Annotated in this window: 15 protein-coding genes; 3 read left to right on the plus strand and 12 right to left on the minus strand. The window is 71.3% G+C overall.

Features of this window, described 5'->3' with window-relative positions; all coding sequences use genetic code 11:
• Nucleotides 1–8: 8 nt before the first annotated feature.
• From ACSMXO_RS13810 to ACSMXO_RS13840, 7 genes are all read right to left on the minus strand, one after another.
• Entirely contained in the window at nt 9–1,934 is a 1,926-nt protein-coding gene (locus ACSMXO_RS13810) for a TOMM precursor leader peptide-binding protein (protein WP_455418030.1), read from the minus strand.
• Nucleotides 1,934–4,039 (minus strand): TOMM precursor leader peptide-binding protein, encoded by a 2,106-nt coding sequence (locus tag ACSMXO_RS13815; protein WP_455418031.1) that lies wholly within the window; start codon nt 4,037–4,039, stop codon nt 1,934–1,936. Before ACSMXO_RS13815 ends, ACSMXO_RS13810 begins: the two co-directional genes overlap by 1 nt.
• On the minus strand, nt 4,036–5,886 hold the full coding sequence (locus ACSMXO_RS13820) for a BTAD domain-containing putative transcriptional regulator (protein ID WP_455418032.1): 1,851 nt from the start codon (nt 5,884–5,886) through the stop codon (nt 4,036–4,038). The genes ACSMXO_RS13815 and ACSMXO_RS13820 overlap by 4 nt, the downstream gene beginning before the upstream one ends.
• Nucleotides 5,887–6,085: 199 nt before the next feature.
• On the minus strand, nt 6,086–6,739 hold the full coding sequence (locus tag ACSMXO_RS13825; RefSeq protein ID WP_455418033.1) for a LuxR C-terminal-related transcriptional regulator: 654 nt from the start codon (nt 6,737–6,739) through the stop codon (nt 6,086–6,088).
• Between the two features lie 511 nt (nt 6,740–7,250).
• Nucleotides 7,251–9,389, minus strand: coding sequence for an MMPL family transporter (locus ACSMXO_RS13830; RefSeq protein WP_455418034.1), 2,139 nt, complete (start codon nt 9,387–9,389; stop codon nt 7,251–7,253).
• A 382-nt stretch (nt 9,390–9,771) separates the two neighbouring features.
• Complete coding sequence (locus ACSMXO_RS13835) at nt 9,772–11,469, minus strand: peroxidase family protein (RefSeq protein WP_455418035.1); 1,698 nt, start codon at nt 11,467–11,469, stop codon at nt 9,772–9,774.
• 328 nt (nt 11,470–11,797) lie between these two features.
• A complete protein-coding gene (locus tag ACSMXO_RS13840; RefSeq protein ID WP_455418036.1) occupies nt 11,798–13,195 on the minus strand; it encodes a short-chain fatty acyl-CoA regulator family protein in 1,398 nt (465 codons plus the stop codon).
• A gap of 200 nt (nt 13,196–13,395) precedes the next feature.
• Here ACSMXO_RS13840 and aceA point away from each other — a divergent pair, with 200 nt between their 5' ends.
• The 3 genes from aceA to ACSMXO_RS13855 all read left to right on the plus strand — a co-directional run bounded on the left by aceA (nt 13,396) and on the right by ACSMXO_RS13855 (nt 17,709).
• On the plus strand, nt 13,396–14,682 hold the full coding sequence (gene aceA / locus ACSMXO_RS13845) for an isocitrate lyase (protein ID WP_455418037.1): 1,287 nt from the start codon (nt 13,396–13,398) through the stop codon (nt 14,680–14,682).
• A 156-nt stretch (nt 14,683–14,838) separates the two neighbouring features.
• Entirely contained in the window at nt 14,839–16,440 is a 1,602-nt protein-coding gene (gene aceB, locus ACSMXO_RS13850) for a malate synthase A (RefSeq protein ID WP_455418038.1), read from the plus strand.
• 39 nt (nt 16,441–16,479) lie between these two features.
• Nucleotides 16,480–17,709, plus strand: a complete 1,230-nt coding sequence (locus ACSMXO_RS13855) for a hypothetical protein (RefSeq protein ID WP_455418039.1) — start codon at nt 16,480–16,482, stop codon at nt 17,707–17,709.
• 94 nt (nt 17,710–17,803) lie between these two features.
• On the opposite strand, the gene ACSMXO_RS13860 is transcribed toward ACSMXO_RS13855, so the two are convergent.
• The 5 genes from ACSMXO_RS13860 to ACSMXO_RS13880 all read right to left on the minus strand — a co-directional run bounded on the left by ACSMXO_RS13860 (nt 17,804) and on the right by ACSMXO_RS13880 (nt 22,863).
• Nucleotides 17,804–18,025: a hypothetical protein gene (locus ACSMXO_RS13860; protein ID WP_346257670.1), complete on the minus strand. Its 222-nt coding sequence runs from the start codon at nt 18,023–18,025 to the stop codon at nt 17,804–17,806.
• An 86-nt stretch (nt 18,026–18,111) separates the two neighbouring features.
• Complete coding sequence (locus tag ACSMXO_RS13865) at nt 18,112–19,839, minus strand: beta-N-acetylhexosaminidase (RefSeq protein ID WP_455418040.1); 1,728 nt, start codon at nt 19,837–19,839, stop codon at nt 18,112–18,114.
• Nucleotides 19,839–20,672 (minus strand): carbohydrate ABC transporter permease, encoded by an 834-nt coding sequence (locus tag ACSMXO_RS13870; RefSeq protein WP_455418041.1) that lies wholly within the window; start codon nt 20,670–20,672, stop codon nt 19,839–19,841. The genes ACSMXO_RS13865 and ACSMXO_RS13870 overlap by 1 nt, the downstream gene beginning before the upstream one ends.
• Nucleotides 20,672–21,571 carry a carbohydrate ABC transporter permease gene (locus ACSMXO_RS13875; RefSeq protein WP_455418042.1) on the minus strand — a complete coding sequence of 300 codons (900 nt, stop codon included), beginning with the start codon at nt 21,569–21,571 and terminating at the stop codon, nt 20,672–20,674. Before ACSMXO_RS13875 ends, ACSMXO_RS13870 begins: the two co-directional genes overlap by 1 nt.
• A gap of 5 nt (nt 21,572–21,576) precedes the next feature.
• Complete coding sequence (locus ACSMXO_RS13880) at nt 21,577–22,863, minus strand: extracellular solute-binding protein (RefSeq protein WP_455418043.1); 1,287 nt, start codon at nt 22,861–22,863, stop codon at nt 21,577–21,579.
• Nucleotides 22,864–22,988 lie beyond the last annotated feature (125 nt).

Consider the following 22,988-nt stretch of genomic DNA (forward strand, 5'->3'; position numbering starts at 1 on the left):
GCCTCACCTCAGGGGTACGGGTGCGGGACCCGGTGGATCTCGTCATCGCGCAGGTCGTGGTCGGCCAGCCCGGCATGGCGCTGGGCGGTACGGAGGCGGGGCATGTGCAGGGCCCGCTGCCGCTGCCAGCCGAAGTCGATCGGCAACAGCCCCGGTACCGTCACGCTGGCCGTGTGCAGGCCGAGGTCCCGCTGTTCCGGCCGGGTCTGGTCGACCACGATCACGTCGAAGCCCTGCGCGGTCACCGTCGACACAGATCGTTCGAGGTCGTCACGCAGGTCGCCGGCGAGCGGGGGAGCCGGCCGGGCACCGGCGTACGTCTCGGTCATCGAGCGTGGCGCGGCGCCAGAGTCGAGCAGGAACGACGCGTGCCCGCGCATCTCCGGCAGCCCGTACAGCTGCGGATGGTCGTGCAGGTTCATCACCTTGTCATAGGCGTCGACCATCTCGCGCAGCTCGGGCTCCACGCTGGCGGCGCGCACCCTGAGCAGGATCGCGTCGGCCGCGATCTCGCACAGCGCCGCGGCGACCGCGGTCTCCGGGTCCAGGCTCGCCCCGCCGCCGAAGGCGAGCGTGCCGAAGCCGCCGTCGATCCGTTCCGCCACGGCGGTGACCGCGGGGATGTCGAACGTGCACCTCGCGTCGAAGAACCGGGCCCGGTAGCCGTACATCGCCAGCCGGTCCACCATGAGCCGGGTCTGAGGGCGGCGGCTGGTCTGAGGGTCGATCTCGGCCAGGGAGCGCTTGCCGTACCAGGCAATCATGAAGGCGTCTCGCTCGATCACCTCCATCAGGCCGTGGTACACCGCCTCCACCAGGCTGGCGCCCGAGGCGCAGCCGTTGGAGCACTCCTGGACGAAGCGGTCCTCCACCCTCGCGTGGTGGTAGTAGACCGACACCTCGGGCACCAGGATCGGCCGCGCGTCACGCATCGACCATCCCCAGACCCAGGGGATCGGCCGATCGGGCGCGAACCGCCTGATGCGGCGGTTCGACTGGTAGAACTCGTCCGCGTACACCCCGCACTCGCGCGGGTCGAGCGCGTCTTCGCCGAGGTCGTCCAGGGCCGCGACCACCGTGGTGCGCTTGCTGGACGGCCGCATACCAGCGGCCCGCTCGAGTCCCTCCAGCAGGCTCAGTCGTGCGCTGCGCGCGTAGCTGTCGGCGTGGCCACCGTGGAGCATCTCCCGCAGGTACTCGCCGCCGCGCGCCTGGAAGGCTCCGTGCACCGCCGCCGCCGACCGTGACGTGGCGTCAGGCCGCAGGCCGGGGCCGAGCACACCGCAGACCGGGTTGACCAACGCGATGGTCGAAAGCGGATAGTCGGCGGCATCGCGGATGCGGAAGGCGTCCGGCGCGCGTTTCGGGCTCGCCGTCAGCTCCGGCGCCGTGGGTGCGTCCGGCACCGCGCGGGCGCACTCCGGGCAGTCGCCGTCCGGTACCAGCGGCACCCGGCTCACCCGCAGCGTCTCCAGGTCGAGTACGTGGACGGTGGCGGTGGCGCCGGCCGCCGCCGCGAGCAGGGCGCGCAGGGCGTCCGCGGCGAACGGGGTCGCGTAGGGCCAGTCCCCCGCGGCTGCTGTCTCGCCACCCAGCTCCAGGGCGTCGCGCAGCTCCGCCGGCCGGATCGCCTGCCATCGGCGGGCGAGACAACGGGGACAGCCAACCCCGCCCGGTTCCGGGGCGAGCAGGGCATGCCGGCCGTAGACCAGCACCCGCGCATGCGCTGTCGCGACGCCACCCGCTGGCACCGTGGCGGTGAGTTCGTCGCGTGCACCGGGTTCGTCGCGTGCACCGAGTTCATCGCGTACGCCGAGTTCATCGCGTACGCCGAGTGGATACACGACGACCGGCGACGACGGGTCGGCGGCGTTCAGCAGCGCGCTGAGCGCTGCGGTGATCCGGTGTCCCGGATCCACGGCGGCCGAGCTCATCAACAGGACCTCTCCTGGAGCACGACGCGGACCGCGGACAGGCCACCGGCCGGCAGGTCGGCGCCACCGATCGGCACCACCACGACATCTGTACCGGCCTTCGCCAGATCGTCCAGCACACCCTGCCAGCCGCCACCCGCGTCGAGCCCGACCGGAGCGGTACCGGCCACCGCGAGGGTGTCGGCGTCGAAGTCGACGAGCATGGGGTCACACCCGTCGGTGGCCTCCGGGTCAGCCGACTGCTGTCGAAGCTGGACCCGCCCGAGCAGGTCGCACAGCGTACGCACAGCGGCGTTCCGCCACGACGGGTCGGCGGCGATCGACCAGAGCTTTCCGCCGCTGTGCGGCTCGACGCACCGGCCGAGCAGCGTGGGTACCCCACCCGGCGCACTCGCGGTGAGGTCGAGCAGGTCGACAGTGACGTCCAGATTCGCCGCTGACTTGGCGAGGAACCGCAACTCCGGGTCGTCCCCGAGCGCGTCCAGCGGCACCTGCGCCACCGGCGTACCGGCTATCGCGTCCCGCAGCGCGGCGAACGCCAAGGCGGAGGCGAGCCCTTCCCGAATCGCCGCGGCGGGGTCGAAGCCAGCCCCGGCTCCGGCGCGGCTCGGCTCGACAACCCGGTCCGCGTTGGCGATGCCGAACGGCTCGACCACCGCCCGCGGCAGTTCGACCCGCGCGTCGCTCGTCAGGCAGTCGCCGGTAACCGGTCCCGTGTCGTGCGGGCTCGCGCCGAGCTGATCGGCGTACGCGACGGCGGCCAGCGCCAGCGCGCGCGTCCGGGCCCCGACCACATGGTGTACGTCGAAGGCACTGATCCGCCGGGGTTTCCCCGACGGATCGGTGAACCGTACCGTACCGATCTTGACCGGCGTCTGCTCCCAGTCCTCGTCGTCGTAGCGCTGGAACACGCCGGCGTGCGGCTGGAGCAGGAGGTCCCGCGCGGCCAGTTCGGCGGCTGCGGCGTCGGCCGCCTCGTCCTCGTCGGCGACCTGGGCGGGCGACGGCGCGTCGACGACGACGGCGGCCAGCGGGATCCGCGGCGGTTCCGGCCGGCAGTAGACACACAGTGGGTGCGGCAACAGCGGTTCGCTGACCACGTCGAGCGAGTCCAGATCCTGCACGATCAGCTTGCCGTCGGTCTCGGCGGTCAAGGCGCCGGTGGTGAGCCGGAACACCTCGAAGCCCAGCAGGTTGCCGATCATGGCAGCCAGCGGGCCGGCCGGCCGGGGGAGGGTCGACGGCGCGGCGGCGGCGACCGCCACCTGGCGCCAGACGTCGGCGGCGTCCGCACCGCCGGCGTTGGCCGTCAACCGCAGCATCGCGCAGTACCAGCAACCCCGGTGACCGGCACCGCAGGCCGGGCCGATGATCGCCCGGCTGCCGAACGTCCACGCGGGAATCATCGTCTTGCCCTCGGGAACGCCGGCGGCGAGCAGGCGGTGCGCCAGCCGGGCGGCGCCGTCGCCACCGGCCACCAGTACGACGTCGGCTTCGGCCAGGTCGGCCCAGCTCAGCTCGTCCCCGCCGGCCGGCCAGTCGAGCACCGCGGACGGTACGCCGGTGGAGTGCAGTTCCGCGGCTTCCGCGGCGGCGGTCCCGTCGCCCCTGCCGACGATCGCTACCCGGGCCATCCCGTTGCGTACCAGGCTGGTGGCGCAGGCGTGCGCGATCGGCCCGCTCCCGATGACCGCTGCGGTGCTCTCGCGGAAGGCGGCGAACCGGTGCGGCGCGCCGTCGACGTAGTGGTCGATGTAGCCGATCTGGCTGGCAAACCGCTTCGCCACCGCCGCGCCGACGACCGTCGCCGGGTCCACCTCGTCGGGCGGGATGTCGCGGGCGAGCTTGCGGGTCAAGAGGGCGCTGACAAGTTCGCCGACCATGGCGCGTTGCGGCTCGGGCAGCTTGGCACAGAGCTCGGCTACCGTCCGGCGTCCGTTGAGGTGCGGGACCAGCAGGCTGGCCAGTCGATAGGCGCTGGGTGAGGTGATCCGGAAGCCGCCTGCCGGGTTGTGAAAGAGAACGCCGTCATATGCGGCGGTGAACAGCACATCGCGGCGGATCCGAGGCCGGGTGGCAGCAACGGACTCATATATAGCGGTCATCGGAACTCCGTTCCTGAAGCGGTGAGGGTGACAACGGCGCCGGCGCCCGGCCGCCGACCGTCGGTGGCGGCATGGGAGTAGAGCCGAAGGAGCTCGCGCATCCGGTAGTGCCCCGGACGCTCGTCGAACAGGCTGGCGTCGGTGAGCTGGTCGACTATCGCCTCGGCGACGTCGGGCGTGACCCGTAGCCGGTCCGCCACGGCGGGCAGCGCGAGCGTGTCCTGCTCGTGCGTACCGAGGCGCAGGAACGCGTCCACAAGTGCCGGGGGCAGCCGGTTCACCGCGGTGTCGAACCGGCCCAGCAACGACATGTCCGGGTCGCCGGGAAGCGCCAGCCGGTTGATCGGATCTTCGCGGAGCCAGGCGACCGACTCGGCCAGGCTCGTCCTGGTCCGGGTGAGCAGACGGCCGGCGGCGATCCGCAACGCCAGCGGCAGGTGGCCACACAGTTCGGCGAGCTCCGCCGCGGCGGCCGGCTCGGCCTCCACCCGCTCCTCGCCGATCAGCGTGGACAGCAGCGTGACCGACTCGGCGGGGCTGAGCCCCTCCAGCCGCTCTATCCAACCACCGAACCGCGCGACAACGCCGGCGAGACTGAACTGGCTGGTGAGGAGGACGGCGTCCCCGGGAGTCCACATCGGCGCGACCGTGAGCGCTTGCTGCACGTCGGCCACATCGTCCAGGACCAGCAGGCCGCGTCGCCGGGCGCCGGTGCGCGTCCAGCCCGCCACCCGGGCGGCTAGCTCGTCGGTGGTCAGCGGCTCGCCACCCGGGGCCCGCATCCTGACCATGAGTTGGCCGGCCGGAAAGTCCTCTCTCCGCTGCGCCGCCACGTACCGGGCCAGCGCGCTCTTACCGACGCCGGGTGGGCCGGTCAGCACGACGATGCCCGTCGCGGTGACGAGCCGTTCGGCCACGACCCGGGCAGCGGCGGCGCGCCCGACGAACTCCCGCGGCGCCCGGACGGACGGCCGGCTCGCCGCCGCGTCGTGCGGCTCGGCGGACTGGGCGGAGGTGGCGATCTGAGCCCGCCCGTCCAGCATCTGTCCGGTCAGGATGTTCGACTCGAGCCGCCGCAGGCGGGGCCTGGGATCGACGCCCAGTTCGCCGGAGAGGTAGTCCTTGATCCTTCGGTACTCGGCCACCGCCTCGGTCTGCCGGCCAGTCCGGTACAGCGCCTCGATGAGCTGCTCGGCGAAGCGCTCGTTCCCCGGGTAGGCGCGGGTGGCCTCCCAGAGTTGGACCAGGGCGGTCGCGGTGAAACCCAGCTGAATCTTCAGGTCGCAGAGCCGCTCCAGGACCCGCAACCGCTCCTCGTTCAGCCTCGGTACGACGTCGCGGTGCAACGTTTCCGACGGCACGTTGGCCAGCACCGGACCGTTCCACAACGCCAGGGCCGCCTCGAGGAGCACGAGCTGCTGATCGTCGTGCGGCCGCGATTCGGCAGCCTTGGCCAGTTCGCGGAACCGGACCAGATCGACCGTTTCGGCGGACGCGCGGACCCGGTACCCGCCAGGCACCGTCTCGATGGCCGTGGCGGTGATCCCATGCCGGACGAAGAGCTGGCGCAGCCGCATGGCACAGGTCTGCAGCGCCCCCTTCGCGGCCGCCGGCTGGTCGTCGCCCCAGATCGCCTCCTGCAGGGCGCCCACCGAGACCACCTCGTTGGGGCGCAGCAGCAGCGCTGCGAGCAGGTTGGTCACCCGGGACGGCGGCAACACAACCGCCTCCGTGCCCTTGGCGAGTGCCAGCGGACCAAGCACCCGGAATGTCACCTCGGCCTGGGAGAGTCGTTCGGCCGTACCGCCGTCCGGATCCGGGTCCGCTGTCCGCACGGCCGGTCGCATCGCATCCTCCCGTTCGCCCGTCGAGCCGGCAGCCAGCGACGGTCCCGTTACTGAGACTGTTACGCATGACCGAAATGTTTCGAGGCCTGGTCACGGCAAAAGGTAGCCCCCATCCGTGGGCCCCGGATACGTCACATTCCAGCGGTCGTCTCGTAAGCGACGGTCGCCGTAATGCGGGCAGCCATCGACCGCGACGGGATCAGATTCCCGGAATGAGGCGCAGCTCCATGGCGACTCGGGTCAGCCCGGCCTTGTTGTGCGCCCGCACCTTTCGCCGTACCCGATGCAGGTAGGTGTCCACGGTGGGCTTGGAGAGGCCGAGCTGCTGGCCGATCTGCTTGTGGGTGAGGCCCTGCGCGACAAGCGTGAGCACCTCCCGCTCCCGCGGCGTGAGCGCCGTGGCCGACACGGCGCCGACGGTCCGGTCCGGGGCGTCGCCGGGCTGCTCCGACGGCGAGCGATCGGCCGCGAGGACGGGGCCGAGGTTGCTTCCGAGGTAGAAGTCGCCGGCGGCAACGGCGCCTATGGCCCGGACGAGGCTGGTCACGCTGGCTCCCTTGGACAGGTAGCCCCGGGCACCGGCGCGCAGCGCCGCCCGCACATCGTCGGGGTCCGTCGAGTTCGACATGACCACTATCGGAAGGTTCCCCGGCAGCAGGAGAGGCTGGCGGACCGGCTGGGCAAACGGATCTCCGACCGCGATGAGGGCGTCCCGCGGGTACGCGAGCAGCCGCGGATCCGCGAAGGCGGCGAAGACGCCGGCCAACTCCAGGCTCACCGCGTCCTTGAGCACCTCGATCAGCCCGCGGAACGTAACAGATCGATCATCGATGATCGCGATCTTGAGGCTCATTGCGGCGGCGCTCCTCTACGGCGGACCAGCGCGGTCACACTTCGGTGATCGATGCAATGTAGATGAGGCGTTGTCGCCTATGCGTACAAGATTCGTATATTCGATATACAACCTCGGCAGACGGGCTGCCAGGCCAACGACCAGGCACAATGCTCCTGGTCTCAGTGCTTTGGTGCGAGCTGTCCACATTGTGTGTCAATAAATGATAGGCGCCTTATGGGCCGGAAATAGGATGCGCCGTACCGCAGCGTCGATGTTGATACCCGGCCATTCCGGACGGAAGTCAAGGCTCCCGGCGCCGGGCGGTCGGCGCTGCGTCGCGGCGATGGTCGCCATCGGGAACGGCGCCGGCCGCGACTGCTGTGCAGCCGGGCCCGGCTCGACGGCTACCGGCTGGTGCAGGGCTGGCCGCGGGACCGGTGATCCTTGACGCGTCCCGGCCACGACGTCCCCGACGGTCACCTGTGCTGGCAGTCCTGGCCGGTCCGCCGTCGGGCTTACCCGGCGGGCGTCACGCGGTGGGCTCGTCCCGTCGGTGTCGCCCGCCAGGACCGGGCGCGGTGTCCTCGTGCCCCGGCCACCAGGCGGCGTGGCCGAGCAGTGCGGTGATGGCCGGCGTCAGGAAGAGCGACATCACGAACGCGACGATGGCGATGCCGCAGGAGATGGCGAAACCCATCTGGGTCAGGGTGCTGTTGCCGGCCAGCATCAGCGAGGCGAAGGTGCCGGCGAGGATCAGTCCGGCGGCGGCGACCGTCGGTCCGGCGTGCCGGATCGCCATGCTGGCGGCGTCGCGCGGGCTGCGCCCCTCCCGGGCCTCCTCACGGAGTCGGGCGATCATCAGGATGTTGTAGTCGGTGCCGAGCGCGACCACGAAGAGATACATGATCACCGGCAGGATGAAGATCAGCCCGGGCTCGCCGAGCCCGATCTGGAAGATCAGTACGGTCGCGCCGAGGGTGGCGGCGAAGCCGAGGCCGACCGAGAGCATCAGATACCAGGGCGCCACGATGCTGCGCAGCAGCAGACCCAGGATGACCATGATGAGTACGGCGGCGACCGGGAAGACCACCGCGTAGTCCCGGTCGACCGCGGCCTGGATGTCGACGAAGACCGCGGTGATGCCGCCGACCAGCGCGGTCGTGCCGTCCGGTGCCGCCGCATGCGCGGTCTTCCGCAGTGGCCCGTCCACGGTGCGCAGGGCGGCGGCGGACTGCGGGGTGTCCGCCAGGGTGACCACGTAGTTCGCCACGGTCCGGTCCGGCGACAGGGCCGGCTCCGCGACCTGCCCGACCCCGGGCACCCCGGCCAGCCGCTCGCGGTACCCGCCGAGCTGGTCTGCCGGCAGCGGGGCACCGGTGTCGGAGCGGAGGAAGACGTTCGACGGCTCGGTCGCGCCGGCCGGCAGCCCCTTGCGCAGCTCCCCGCTCCAGACGTTCGACTCCGACTCGGTGGCGGTGGACCCGCTGCTGAGGTCGAAGTTCGGGTGGAAGCCGAGCGCGAAGACGGCGAGTACCACCAGCGCGCCACCGGAGACCGCCGCGTACAGCGCCGGGCGGCGACCCAGCGAGCGGCCGATGGCGGTGAACCGGGCACCGGTCGGCTCGTGCCGCCACGCCTTCGACGGCCAGAAGACCTTGGTGCCGAGCAGCGAGACCACCGCCGGGATCAGGGTCAGCCCGGCGACCAGCGTGGTGGCGACCGCGATGGCCAGGGCGGGGCCGAGCGACCGGAACAGGCCGAGGGTCGACAGGATCAGCGCCAGGAACGCGATGATCACCGCACCGGCGGCCGAGGCGATCGCCTCCCCGGCGCGGGCCACCGCGTTGATCATCGCGGTCTTGGAGTCCTCGCCCATCCGGAGGCGTTCCCGGTAGCGGAACATCAGGAACAGGATGTAGTCGGTGCCGACCCCGAACAGTACGACGATCAGCATCGCGCTCACCGAGCTGTCGGTCTTGAGGTCGAACGCGTCGTTGGCCCAGGCGATCAGCCCGGTGGCGACCTGCGACACCGCCCCGATCACCACCACCGGCAGCAGTGCGATGATCGGGCTGCGGAAGATGATCAACAACAGCACCAGGATCAGCCCGATCGTGGCCACCCCGATGATCGCGTTGGCCCGGTCGCCCGACTTCTGGGCGTCGAGGGCCTGAGCGGCGGTACCGGTGATGCCCGCCTTCAGGCCGGAGTCGGCGAGCTGGGCCGGCAGCGCGTCCCGGAGCGCCTGCACTGCGTCGGCCTGCGACCGGTCACCCGCGCTGCGCTGCGGATTGAGCTGTACCGCGACGATCTGGATCAACCGGTTAGGTGACGGCGGTGTCGGCACCACCGCGACGACGTTGCGGATCCGCTGCCCGCCGAGTGCCTGCCCGATCGCCGCCACCTTCGCCGCGTCGGCGTCGGTCAGCGGCGCGTCGTCCTGGCGCTCGAAGACGATGATCGCGGCCGGCGTCGTGGCCTGCGGAAATGCCTTCCGCTGGACCTCGATGGCCCGGATTGACTCGTAGTGCGAGGGGAGGAACGACGCCTCGTCGGTGGTGGCGGTCAGGGTCGGGGCGAAGCCGATCACCGCCGCCGCCGCGATCACCCAGGCCACGATCACCCAGATCGGGTGCCGGACCACGAACCGTCCCACAGCGGCGAACACCAGCCGCACCTCCCGCGTCGGTGACCATCCCTCCGTGATCAAACCTAAACGCTGCGCTATCCAGAAATGTCGTAAATAGTCCAGCCGGCGGACGCGGCCGGTGGCGCTCGGCGTCTTCACCGGGCACACCGGGTGGCTCTCCGCCGGCCCAGACCGGCCGGCGGGCCAGACCGGCCGGCGGGCCGGGCCGGCCGGCGGGCCGGGCCGGCCGGCGGGCCGGGCCGGCCGGCGGGCCGGGCCGGCCGGCGGGCCAGACCGGCCGGCGGGCCGGGCCGGTCGGTGGGGGCGGGCCAGCCGGCGGAGGCTTGTCCGCCCCCACCGACCGGCCGCTCGACATGCTCGCCGGGCCCGGGCGGGCTAGGCGAAACCGGTACGGCTCGGTTCAGCCGACCGGGTTGAGCAGTTCGGCCTTGCCCTCGAAGGCGTACAGCAGCAGGTCGACCATCCGGAACGTCTCGTCGTCCGGTCCGAGGGTGGGCCGCCAGGTCGGGTCGCGCAGGATCGAGATCCGGCTTCCCTCGATGGCCCGGTGGAACACCTCGGCGACGATCCGCGCGCCGACACCGTCGAGCCGGCCGCCGTTGAACTCCGCCTCGCGCAGGATGTAGAACCACAGCGGCGTGTTGGTGGTCAGCTCGGTCTTCTGCTCGTCGGTCAGCCCGTCCAGCACGGCCCCGTCCAGGCCGCCCAAGATCTCGTCGGCCTTGAGCGGCACCAGGTCGAAGAGCTGGGCCATCTGCTGACCGCTGGCCAGCCGCACCATCACGGCCCGGGTGAGGTTGCGGAAGGCCAGGTTCAGCTCGATCGCCGGCGGCGCCTCCTGGCCGCCGAACGATCCGAGCGGCAGGTTGCGCAGCGGGTCCACCATCCGGGTGTCGATCCGCTGGGTCAGGTTGAGCTGACGCTGCCCCGGATCGGCTTCGTCCCGCTTGACGACCGCGACCAGGTCCTCCCGGCCGGCCTCGGTGAAGTCGTACAGGCGGCGGAAGTCGGCGATCCAGTTGGTGGGTAGCCGCTCGAACGACCCCGACTCGGGATCGCCGATGGTGCCGTCCGGCGAGAGGATGCCGCTGGTGCCGGAGAACTGGAACAGCAGCTCCAGGGTGCCGGGCGCCAGCACGTCCGGGTGGTCCGAGGTGTTGAAGACGCGGTTCCAGTCGTACACGGCACGGATCATGCTGTGCCCCAGCCGGTAGGCCGCGACGGAGAACTCGATCGGCATCGTCGGCCGGTCGCCCGGCTGCACGGCCCTGTCCCGCCGTCCGGAGCCGTAGCCGGGGGAGACCTCGAAGAACCGGCGGCCCCGGCTGAACACCTCGTCGACCACCTCCGGCGCGACGATCCGAGGCAGGAAGTCGGTCACCAGCAGCCACTGGTAGTGCTTCACCACCACCGAGCGGGCCGCCCGGAACAGCGCCGGTCCGGAGAGCCCGCCCTCGGCCAACTGGTCGACCACCCGGTTGTGGAACCGGATGAACGCCAGGTGGGTCTGGGCCACCACCAGGTTCTCGTCGTTGCGGGCGTCCGGGATCAGTGCCGCCCGCCGCTCCCGCTTGCTCGACCCCAGCCCGGACCGGGGCAGGTCGAAGCCGTCCCGGTCCTGGTTGACCACGGGGTCGTCGCCGGCCACCGCCGCGCTGGTGCCGGTCTTCAGGTGTACGCCGTCAGCCGCGTAGAAGACCCGGTCGTGCTTGTCCTCGGGTCCCCGGCCGTAGAGCGAGTCGAGGTCGAGCGCCGGGGAGCGGCCCTGGAGCAACTCGTCGACGGAGACGTCCTCGCCCAGCGCGGCGGCGGTGTTGTCCATGGTCAGGTCGTGGTCCACGAACTGGCCGAGGTACGTGTACCCGGCGGGAACGGCCGGGACCGCCGAGTCGGCGTTCGCACCGGCCACCATCGCCTCGGCGACGGCGGTGCGGGTCGGCTCGGAGAGTGCCCGACCCTCCGGACCGAGCCGGGAGAACCGGAACTTGCGCAGCTCGGCGGTTGTCGACGGGCGGCGGGTGGTCGGTTCGTGCTTGTCGTCGAAGCAGAGCAGGCCCTCGCCCTCGACGAGGTAATCCTCCCGCATGTGCCGTTTCATTCGTCGTTCCTCCCTCGTGGTGACCAGCACCCGGACCCGGTTCGACTGACGGGGGAGGGATGTGCACGACAGGCGCGTACGCACGGCGACGCAACGTGCGTCCGTACTGCCTGAACCCCGTGAACGTCCGCGATCGGCGCGGACCAGCCGACCCGGCCCGGTGCACCATGCCGGTCTCAGTCGACGTAGGGCCAAGAGTCCGCAGCGCCGCCGGGGTCGTCCACCTAGTGTCGAGCATGCGACGGAAGCCAGGCCCAACCGTCACGCTGAGGCTATCTGCCCGTCACTGTAAGCACTTTCTCGACATTCGCTGAGTGTCCCCTGTGGACTACCTGTCCCGCTCGCGGAGCGGGTACGGGATGAACGTGCTCCGGTTCTCGTCGAGGTCGAGTTGCCGGCCGATCGGCTGGGCGGCCCGCTGCGGGCAGGTCATCCGCTCGCAGGTCTTGCAGCCCGGCCCGATCGGGGTGGCCGCCTCGGTCGCGTGCAGGTCCATCCCGGCGGAGTAGACGAGCCGGCCGGCGTGCCGGGTCTCGCAACCCAGGCCGATGGCGAACGTCTTGCCGGGCTGGCCGTACCCGCCGTGGTGCCGGGTCACGGTGCGGGCGATCCACAGGTAGCGCTGGCCGTCCGGCATCGCCGCCACCTGGGTCATCACCTGGCCGGGAGCGCCGAACGCCTCGTAGACGTTCCACAGCGGACAGGTGCCGCCCGAGCGGGAGAACGGGAAGCCGGTCGCCGACTGGCGCTTGGACATGTTGCCGGCCCGGTCAACCCGGACGAACGAGAACGGCACCCCGCGCGCCCTCGGTCGTTGCAGGGTGCTCAGCCGGTGGCAGACGCTCTCCCAGCCCATCGCGAAGTGGTCGGTCAGCAGTTCGATGTCGTATCGCATCGTCTCGGCCGCGACGAGGAATTCCCGGTACGGCAGAATCAGCGCGGCGGCGAAATAGTTCGCCAATCCGACCCGCATGAGGATCTGGGTTTGCAGGTCGGCGACGTTTTCCTCCTCGATGATTTCGTCGATGACGTCGGCGAATTCGAGCAGCGCGATCTGGGCGCCCATCCGGATCGCCCGCTGGCCCGAGCGCAGCGAGGTCGACAGGTGCAGGGTGCGGGTCTCCGGCCGGTAGCGGTGCAGGTCACCGGCGAGCGAGTCGGGATCCTGCCGGACTATCCGGATGCCGTGCCGGCCGGCGAGCCGGTCACTCAGCGCGGCCCGGGTCTCGCCCCGGCGGATCCCGATCTGCGCGGCCAGCGCCTCGGCCGCCTCGTCCAGTTCCGGGACGTAGTTCTGCCGGCGGTAGAAGAAGTCGCTGACCTGGTCGTGCGGGCTGCGGCCGGGCACCAGCCCCCGGTCGCCGACCACCTCGGCGAGCTGGTCGTCGACCTGCCGGTACCGCCGGTAGAGGTCGATCACCGCCTCGGCCACCTCGGGCAGCTTGCCCGCGAGTTCCGTGAGGTCGGGCAGGCTGGCCCGGGTCGGCAGCGCCTCGCGCAGCTCGGCGACCAGCCGGGGCGTGTCGTGCGGTGCGAAGTAGGCGGTGTCGACGCCGAAGACCTCGGTGATCCGGATCAGCACCGGGACGGTCAGCGGGCGGGAGTCGTGCTCGATCTGGTTGAGATAGCTGGGCGAGATGGCGAGCTGCCGGGCCAGCTCGATCTGGTTGATGCCGTGCTCCTCGCGCAGCCGGCGCAGCCGCGCACCCGCGAACGTCTTGGCCACGGCGCCTCCCTCCGCCCGGATCCAGTCACATTAACACACCTGAAAAGCAGCACATTCGCAACTTTGCAAAATGCGGTCGAGACTTTTCAATAGTTGGCTGTTTCCGTGTCTCGACCCGTCGCCGACGACCGTGCCACAGTTTCGCCAAGTCCTGATGGACGGTGAGTTGTCGACTATCGACTGAACCCGAGGAGACTTCCATGAGCACGCCGGCAGAGCGGTTGCGTACCGAATGGGCCACCGACCCGCGTTGGCGGGGCGTCGAGCGGGTCTATCAGCCGGAGGAGGTCGTCCGGCTACGTGGCGTGGTGCAGGAGCAGCACACCCTCGCCGACCGGGGTGCCCGGCGGCTGTGGGGCCTGCTGCACCAGGAGGACTTCGTCCCGGCGCTCGGCGCGCTCACCGGCAACCAGGCGGTGCAGATGGTCCGGGCCGGGCTCAAGTCGATCTACCTCTCCGGCTGGCAGGTCGCCGCCGACGCCAACCTCGCCGGACACACCTATCCGGACCAGAGCCTCTATCCGGCCAACTCCGTGCCGGCGGTGGTGCGCCGGGTCAACAACGCGCTGCTGCGCGCCGGCCAGATCGAGACGGCGGAGGGCCGCCGCACCGGGGCCGACGACGCCGGGATCGACTGGCTCGCCCCGATCGTCGCCGACGCCGAGGCCGGGTTCGGCGGGCCGCTGAACGCGTACGAGCTGATGACCGCGATGATCGTCGCTGGCGCGGCCGGGGTGCACTGGGAGGACCAGCTCGCCTCGGAGAAGAAGTGCGGGCACCTCGGCGGCAAGGTGCTGGTGCCGACCGGGCAGCACGTCCGGACCCTCAACGCCGCCCGGCTCGCCGCCGACGTGGCCGGTGTCCCCTCGGTGATCATCGCCCGTACCGACGCGCAGGCGGCGACGCTGCTCACCACCGACGTCGACGAGCGGGACCGGCCGTTCGCCACCGGTGAGCGGACCGCCGAGGGCTTCTACCGGGTCCGCAACGGGCTGGACGCCTGCGTGGCCCGGGGACTCGCCTACGCCCCCTACGCCGACCTGCTCTGGATGGAGACCAGTACCCCGGACCTGGAACTGGCCCGCCGGTTCGCCGAGGAGATCAAGGCGGTGTACCCGGACCAGATGCTGGCGTACAACTGCTCGCCGTCGTTCAACTGGCGCAAGCACCTTGACGACGCCACCATCGCCAAGTTCCAGCGGGAGCTCGGGCACATGGGCTACCGCTTCCAGTTCATCACCCTGGCCGGCTTCCACGCGCTGAACTACTCGATGTTCGACCTGGCCCGCGGCTACGCCGCCGACGGCATGCCGGCGTACGTGTCGTTGCAGGAACGGGAGTTCGCCGCCGAGGCGTACGGCTACACGGCGGTCAAGCACCAGCGTGAGGTCGGCACCGGCTACTTCGACCTGGTCAGCACGGTGCTGAACCCGGCCGCCGAGACCACCGCACTGCGCGGCTCGACCGAGGAGGAGCAGTTCGCATGAGCGAGCGTAGCGAGCGAATCAGCCAGCTCAGTGTCGATGTGCCTCATGAGGGCACGGAGCGGAGCGGAGTGCCGTCATGAGCGAGCGTAGCGAGCGAATCAGCCAGCTCAGTGTCGATGTGCCTCATGAGGGCACGGAGCGGAGCGGAGTGCCGTCATGAGAATCGCAGTGACCGGACCGCTGCGCGAGCGGTACGACGAGATCCTCAGCCCCAAGGCGCTGGACTTCCTGGTCGCGCTCGACAGCGAGTTCGCGGCCCGCCGGGTGGCCCTGCTGGACACCCGGCGGGCCCGCCGGGCCCGCTATGCCGACGGCCAGCTCCCCGGCTTCCTGCCCGAGACCGAGGCGATCCGGGCCGACCCGAGCTGGCGGGTGGCGCCGCCGGCACCGGGCCTGCACGATCGGCGAGTCGAGATCACCGGCCCGACCGACCGGAAGATGACGGTCAACGCGCTGAACTCCGGTGCAAAGGTGTGGCTGGCCGACTTCGAGGACGCGCTCGCGCCGACCTGGGACAACGTGATCGGCGGGCAGCTCAACCTGGTCGACGCGATCGACCGGCGGATCGACTTCACCGCGCCGGGCGGCAAGCGGTACGCCCTCGGCGACGACCTCGCCACCATCGTGGTCCGGCCGCGCGGCTGGCACCTGGTGGAGAAGCACGTCGTGGTCGACGGGCGGGCGATCTCGGCCACCCTGGTCGACTTCGGGCTCTACCTCTTCCACTGCGCGCAGCGGCAGCTCGACGCCGGCAGCGGCCCGTACTTCTACCTGCCGAAGCTGGAGAGCCACCGCGAGGCGCGGCTGTGGGCCGAGGTCTTCCGGTTCGCCCAGAGCTATCTCGGCATCCCGCAGGGGACCGTCCGGGCCACCGTGCTGATCGAGACCATCACCGCCGCGTTCGAGATGGACGAGATCCTGTACGAACTCCGCGAGCACTGCGCCGGGCTGAACGCCGGACGGTGGGACTACATCTTCAGCATCGTCAAGAACTTCGGCTGGCGGGACGACTTCGTGCTGCCGGACCGGGGCGACGTGACGATGACGGTGCCGTTCATGCGGGCGTACACGGAATTGCTGGTCCGGACCTGTCACCGGCGCGGGGCGCACGCGATCGGCGGGATGGCCGCCTTCATCCCGAGCCGGGATCCGGAGGCCAACCGGATCGCCCTCGGCAAGGTCCGGGCGGACAAGGAGCGTGAGGCCGCCGACGGGTTCGACGGCTCCTGGGTGGCCCACCCGGGGCTGGTGCCGGTCTGCCGGGATGCCTTCGACGCCGTCCTCGGCGACCGTCCGCACCAGCTCGACCGGCGCCGCCCCGAGGTCACGGTCGGCGCGGACGACCTGCTGTCGGTGGACCGTACCCCGGGCCGGGTCACCGGCGCGGGGCTGCGCGGCAACGTGGCGGTGGCGCTGCGCTACTTCGACGCCTGGCTGGCCGGCACCGGCGCGGCGGCCATCTTCGACCTGATGGAGGACGCGGCCACCGCCGAGATCGCCCGCTGTCAGGTGTGGCAGTGGCTGCACCACGCGACGCCGCTGGCCGAGGGCGGCCGGGTCACCGAGGGACTGGTCCGGTCCATCCTGGTCGAGGAGGTGACGAGGCTGAACGCGGAACGGTCGGTGGAGGAACGGGACCGGCTGACCCGGGCGGCGGAGATCTTCGTGCAGACCGCGCTCGGCGAGGAGCTACCGGCCTTCTTCACCACCGAGGCGTACGCCCGGCACCTGGTGACCTCGACGGTGCCCGTCCGGTAGGGGGCACCCGCCGGCCGATCCGGCTGACATCATGGCCGGGTGCTGGAACGACTCGACGACATTGACTGGGAACGGCTCGGGCACGCCTACGGCACCGCCGAGGACGTGCCCGAGCAGCTCCGCGCGCTGCGCTCGCCGGACGCCGCGATCCGGGAGAAGGCCCGCTGGCAGCTCTACGGCAACATCTTCCACCAGGGCACCCGGTACGAGGCGACGGCGTACGCCGTGCCGTTCCTGCTGGAGCTGCTGGCCGATCCGGCCACCGCCGAACGGGAGGAGTTGGTCGGCCTGCTGGCCGCCATCGCCGTCGGCTACGACGAGCAGTGGCTGCCCGACGGACTGCCGATCGCCGAGCACCGGCAGCAGGCGGCCGGCGGGGCGGAACTGCTCGCCGCCGCACCGCATCCGGGCGACGACGACTTCGACGAGGACGAGGGCGACGCCGAGTACCTCGAGTCACTCTCCGAGGACGACCAGGACAGGCTGTACACCCACGTGGTGGTCGCCGCGTACGACGCGGTCCGGGCCGGGGTGCCGCTGCTGCGTACCCTGCTCGCCGGCGAGCACGACCTGGAGTTGCGGGTGATGGCCGGGTACGCGCTGTCGTGGTTTCCCGAGGAGGCCGAGGGCAGCCTGCCGGTGCTGGCCGGTGCCGTCACCGAGGCGCTGGAGGTCGGGGCGACGGCCGTGGACGGCCCGGACCACACGGTGCTCGCCGCGACCGCCCTGGTGGCGACCGGGCTGCTCGGCGGGGCGCCGGACCCCGCCCTGCTCGACGACCGGCGTCCGCTGGTCCGGTGGGGCGCCGCGATCGGGCTGGCCCGGGCGCACGGGCCACGGGCGGACCCCGCGGTCGCCACCGAGCTGCTGGGCTGGGCCGGCGGCGAGAGCCCGAGCGACGACCGGGTGCCGTTCCTCGACGGCGACCTGGCCGGGTACGCCGGGCAGGCGCTCGCCCAGCTCGGTGCCGGCCGGACGGTCGAGACGTTCGACGCGCTGCTGCGCCGGATTCCGGCCGTCTCCGGCGTCGAGGCGCTGCACGTCGTCGGTGAGGCCCTGAAACTCGCCTTCCCGGGTGGGACGCTGACCGGCGACGTCCCGTTCGACGCCCTCGACGAGCGGCAGCGACGGCTGGTCCGGCAGCTCGCCGACCACGAGCAGGTGTGGCGGATCGACGGCTCGTACTTCGGGAACTTCCGGTTGCTGGTCGGCGAGTACGGCCTGCCGGACAAGTACGTCACGCTCCGGTCGTACGCCGACCAGGGGTAGGGAGGTGCGGCGTCGTGCCGCCGGTCGGGGCGTCGGCAGCTAGGCCGGCGCCCCGACACTCGACTACGCCTCGGCGGCTCGGCGTGTCAGCCGACTACTTGTCGTCGGCGAGCGCGACCAGCGCGCTGGCGGTACGGAAGTACTGGCTGCGGCCGAGGTCACCGATGGTCTTGATGCCCAGCGCCTCCTTGAGGTGCGTCGCGGCCCGCTCGCTGACTCCGGCGAGCGCGGCGACCGGGGCGTCGACGAGTTCGGCCATGCTCTTGTCCTGGTACTCCTTGTCGACCAGCTTGGCAAGGTTGGCGGTAACCGGCACGAATGCTCCCAATGGATGATCGGTCCGGCACGGCGCCGGATCCGGCCAGCATTGTTCCAGATAGGACGGACGCGGTTTCGACCGGATCATGAACTCGACGGCGCCGCCGGACGGCCGGGACCGGGCGGAGTCGTCGCATGGTCGGAACCGGGTCCACCCGCGCGCTGCCGCAGTACGTTGCCGGTGATCCGGGCCAGCTCGGCGTCCCGGTCGGCCCGCTGGCGCGGCCAGCCCGCCGCGTCCGGCCGGCGCTGCCAGGGCAGCGGCCCGCCCGGTGGCCGGTATTCCACGCCGAGCGCGTCCAGCCGGCCCAGGTGCTCCCGCAGCCGGTCGTCGAAGCCGTCCATCGTGCCCGGTGCCGACCAGACCGCCTCGGCGAACGCGGAGAGCCGGGGAAAGGCCAGATAGTCGACGGTACGCGGGTTGTCGGCGTGCTCGGTCCAGAGGTTGCACTGCGCCCCGACGATCCGGTGCCGCAGGTCGGCCGGCAGTTCGGCGGGTACCGGCTCGAAGGCCCGCACGTCCGCGACGGTGAGCACCGTGCCGACCGGGATCGGCTCGTCCGGCCGGTCCGACTGCCGGTAGTCGAGATAGGCGGAGGTGTCCCAGCAGGAGACCACGTCGTGGCCGGCGCGGGCCGCCGCGACCGCCAGCGCCGGCCCGCGCCAGGCCGCGACCGTCGCCTCGCCGGGCAGCCCGCCCTCCAGCACCTCGTCCCAGCCGAACAGCACCCGCCCGTTCGCTGCCAGGTGCCGCTGGAGCTGCCGGACGAACCAGCTCTGCAACTCGTCCTCGTCGCGCAGCCCCAGCTCGCGCCGGCGCCGCTGGGCGGCCGGGCTGGCCCGCCACTCGGACTTGTCACACTCGTCGCCGCCGATCCCGATGTGCCGGCTCGGAAACAGCTCCATCACCTCGTCCAGCACGTGCCGGACGACGTCGAGGGTCTGGTCGGAGACGTTCAGCACCCGCCGGGAGATCCCCCACCGGGTCGAGACCGCCACCGGCTCGCCGGGCTCGTTGCCGAGTTCCGGGTACGCGGCGATCGCCGCCTGGGTGTGCCCGGGCAGGTCGATCTCGGGTACGACGGTGACGAAGCGCTCCGCCGCGTACCCGACGATCTCCCGGAGGTCGTCCTGCGTGTAGTAGCCGCCGTGCGGCCGGCCGTCGAAGCGCTCGTGCTGCCGGGAGCCGACCATCGACTCGGGCCGCCAGGCGCCCACCTCGGTCAGCCGGGGGTAGCGCCGGATCTGCACCCGCCAGCCCTGGTCGTCGGTGAGGTGCAGGTGCAGCACGTTCAGCTTGTGTGCGGCGAGCAGGTCGACGAGGCGCAGCACCCCGGCGACCGGCATGAAGTGCCGGGCCACGTCGAGCATGCAGCCGCGCCAGCCGAACCGGGGTGCGTCGGAGATCTCCACCGCCGGCACCCTCCACGGGCCGGCCGAGACCCGGGCCCGGCGGTGCACGGCTGGCGGCAGCAACTGGAGCAGGGTCTGGGTGCCGTAGAAGACGCCCGCCGGGGCGCCGCCGGTGATGGTGACGCCGTCGGGGCGTACCCGCAGGTGGTAGCCCTCGGCGGCCAGTGCCGGGTCGACGGCGAGCGCGATGCTGCCTCCCCCGGCGACGGCGCCACCCCCGAAGCGAACGCCGTCGCCGGGGGAGGGGTCCGGCAGGGGCAGGCCGGTGGAGCGGGCCAGGGTTTCCCGGAGCAGCCGGGCCACCCCGGCACAGCCGGACTCCGCGCCGAGGGTCGTGGCCGGACCGAGCGCGAACGCTCCCGACCCCTCGCGGGTGGTGGCCGGACGGGGCAGCGGCATCAGTCCTTCACCGTCCCACCGAGCCCGGCGACCAGCCGGCGCCGGACGAAGACGAAGAAGACCAGTACCGGCACGGTCATCAGGGTGGAGGCGGCCATGATGCCGCCCCAGTCGTTCTCGTCCGGCTTGAAGAAGACCAGCAGCGCGGCCGGCAGGGTCTGGTTCTCGGTGGCGCTGATGATGAAGGTCTTGGCGAAGAGGAAGTCGTTCCAGGCGGTGATGAAGGAGAAGACGCTGGTCGCGGCGAGGCCGGGTGCGATCAGCGGAAAGAGGATCCGGCACAGGATGGTGAACCGGGAGGCGCCGTCCACGGTGGCCGCCTCCTCCACCTCCGGCGGCACCGCCGCGACGAAGCCGCGCAGCATCCAGATCGCGAACGGCAGGCTGAACGCCAACTGCACCAGCACCAGCGAACCGAGGGTGTTCAGCCCGACGCCCGGCACGGTCCGGCCCAGGTCGCGGATCTGGAAGAAGAGCGGGATGCTCAGCGCCTCGACCGGCACCATCTGGGCGATCAGGAAGAGCACCAGGATGGTGCTGCGGGTCCGGAACCGGTAGCGGGTCAGCGCCACCGCGGCCAGGAACGCGACCAGCGCACTCAGCGCGACCACGGCCAGCGCGACGACCAGGCTGTTCAGGAAGTACCGGCCGAAGCCGCTCACCCCGAGCGCGGAGCGGAAGTGGTCCAGGGTCGGGTGCAGCGTCCACGGGCGCGGGTCGGCGGAGAGGATCTCGCCGGTCGGCTTCAGCGCCGACAGCACCATCCAGTAGATCGGGAAGACCGTGACCAGCGCGACCAGGATCGCGACGGTGTCCGCGACACGGCGACGCATCAGAGCACCTCCCCGGTGCGGCGCAGCGCCCGCAGATAGCAGAGGGTGACCACCAGCAGGATCAGCGTCATCACGATGCCGATCGCCGAGCCCAGGCCGTACTGCGACGAGGCGAACGCCTTCTGGTACGCGTACACGTTGAGCACCATGTTCTGGCCGGCGATGCCGCCGCCCCGGGTCATCACGTAGATCTGGGTGAACACCTTGAAGTCCCAGATGATCGACTGGATCACCACGATCGCGATCAGCGGTCGCAGCATCGGCACCGTGATCCGGCGGAACGCGGTGGCCGGGCCCGCACCGTCCAGCGCCGCCGCCTCCAGCACCGACGGCGGGACGGCCTGGATGCCCGCGTACAGGGTGATCATCACGAACGGGAAGGAGTGCCAGACCACCACCGCACCGACCAGGGCGAAGGCCACGGTCCGGTCGTAGAGCCAGTTGTGGCCGTCCAGCCCCAGCACCTCGTTGACCAGGCCGAGGTTGCTGTCGAAGAGGAACATCCAGACCACCGAGCCGGTCATCGCCGGTGCCGCCCAGGCGGTCAGCGCGGCGTACGACAGCAGGGTCCGGGCCAGCTTGCCGATCCGGGTCATCAGCACCGCCAGCGTGGCACCGACGGCGAGGGTCACCAGCACGCACCCGGCGGCGAAGACCACCGTCTGGCCGAGCACCGTCCAGAACGCCGGATCGGCGAAGAGGGTGGAGAAGTTGCCCGCCCCCACGAACCGGGCCGGCTCGCCGCCGGAGACCTGCGGCTGCCCGTAGTCGAACAGGGAGAGCAGGCCGAGCTGATAGAGCGGGTACCCGAACATCGGCACCAGCACGGCGAGCGCCGGCAGCAGCAGCAACCCGGGCATCAGCCGCTGCTGCCGGCGGATCGTTGCGGACGACGGCACGCTGGCTACTTCCCAAACGCCGCGGTGATCTGGGTGTTCGCCTCGGCGGCCGCGGCGTCGACGGTCGCCTTACCGGTGATCACCTTTTGCAGCATGTTCGGCAGGATCTTCTCGGCGTCGATGGTGGTCCACGCCTTGTCGACCGGGACGAACCTGGTCCCCGCCTCCATCGTCTCCACGAACGGCTTCAGGAACGGCTCCTTGGCGATCACCTCGGCCCGGCCGGACTTCATCGCCGGCACGAAACCCATCGCGGCGTAGAGCTTCAGGGTGTATTTCTTGCTCGCCAGCAACTGCATGAACTCCACGGCCAGGCTGCGGTGCGTGGTGGAGCGGAACACCCCGAGGCTGCTGCCGCCGGCGAAGGCGGGCGCGATCGAGCCGGGCTTGGCGCCGGGCAGCGGCACCACCGCGTACTTCCCCTTCACCGCGCCCGCCTCCACCGCTGAGCGGTTGAAGTTGCCCAGGATGCCCATCCCGGCCCGGCCGGCCGCGAACGCCTCGACGGTCCCGCCGCCGGTCAGGTCGACGCACTGCTGGGCCGGGCAGATCTCCGGGCTGAACAGGTCGGTGTACGCCTTGATCCCCGCCTTCGACCCGGGCGAGTCGATGGCCGCGGTGTACCCTCCAGCCGAGTTGGTCGCGATGTCGCCTCCGGCGTCCCAGACGAACGGCAGCGCGCCGAAGGTGTAGAGCCCGCCGACCGCGATGCCGAGCATGTCCTTGCGCTCGGCCCGGATCTTCTTGGCGGCGGCGACCAGTTCGGCGTACGAGGTCGGGGGAGTGAGTCCGAGTTCGGTGAAGACGTCGGTGCGGTAGTAGAGCGCCCGGACCCCGATCCACCACGGCACCCCGTACGCCTTGCCGGCCACGGTGACCGTCTGGACCAGGTCGGCCGGCAGGTCGGCGGCCTCGGCCCACTTCTTGTTGTCCTCGGTGACGTCGGCCATCCCGTTCGAGGCGACGAAGTTGGCCAGGTCGGTGTTGCCGACCTCGGTGACGTCCGGCGCGCTCGCCGGGTCGTTCAGCGCGCCCTTGTACTTCTCCGCCCGGGTGTCGGTGGCCAGGTAGCTGACGTCGACCAACACGTCGGCGTTCTTGGCGGTGAACTCGGCGATCGCCTCGTTGATCACCGCCTCCTTGGCGGCCCGGTTGGCCTCGTCGAAGAGCCAGACCCGCAGGGTGCCGGTCCGGCTGTCGGTGCTCTCGGCGGGTGCGTCGGTGGAGGGCGCGCAGGCACCGGCGCCGAGCGCCAGCGCGAGCAGCGCGGGAAGTGCCAGGAGTTTTCGCACGGGCTGCCTCCTCGAATAACGAGCTAGGTTCGTAATTAGGTCGATATGGATGTCATCCAGGCTGGGGTTCCGCCAGTCGCCCGTCAAGTAACAATTTCCCTGCTCAGGTGCCCTATCAGGACAGG

The organism is Plantactinospora sp. DSM 117369, from assembly GCF_053764795.1.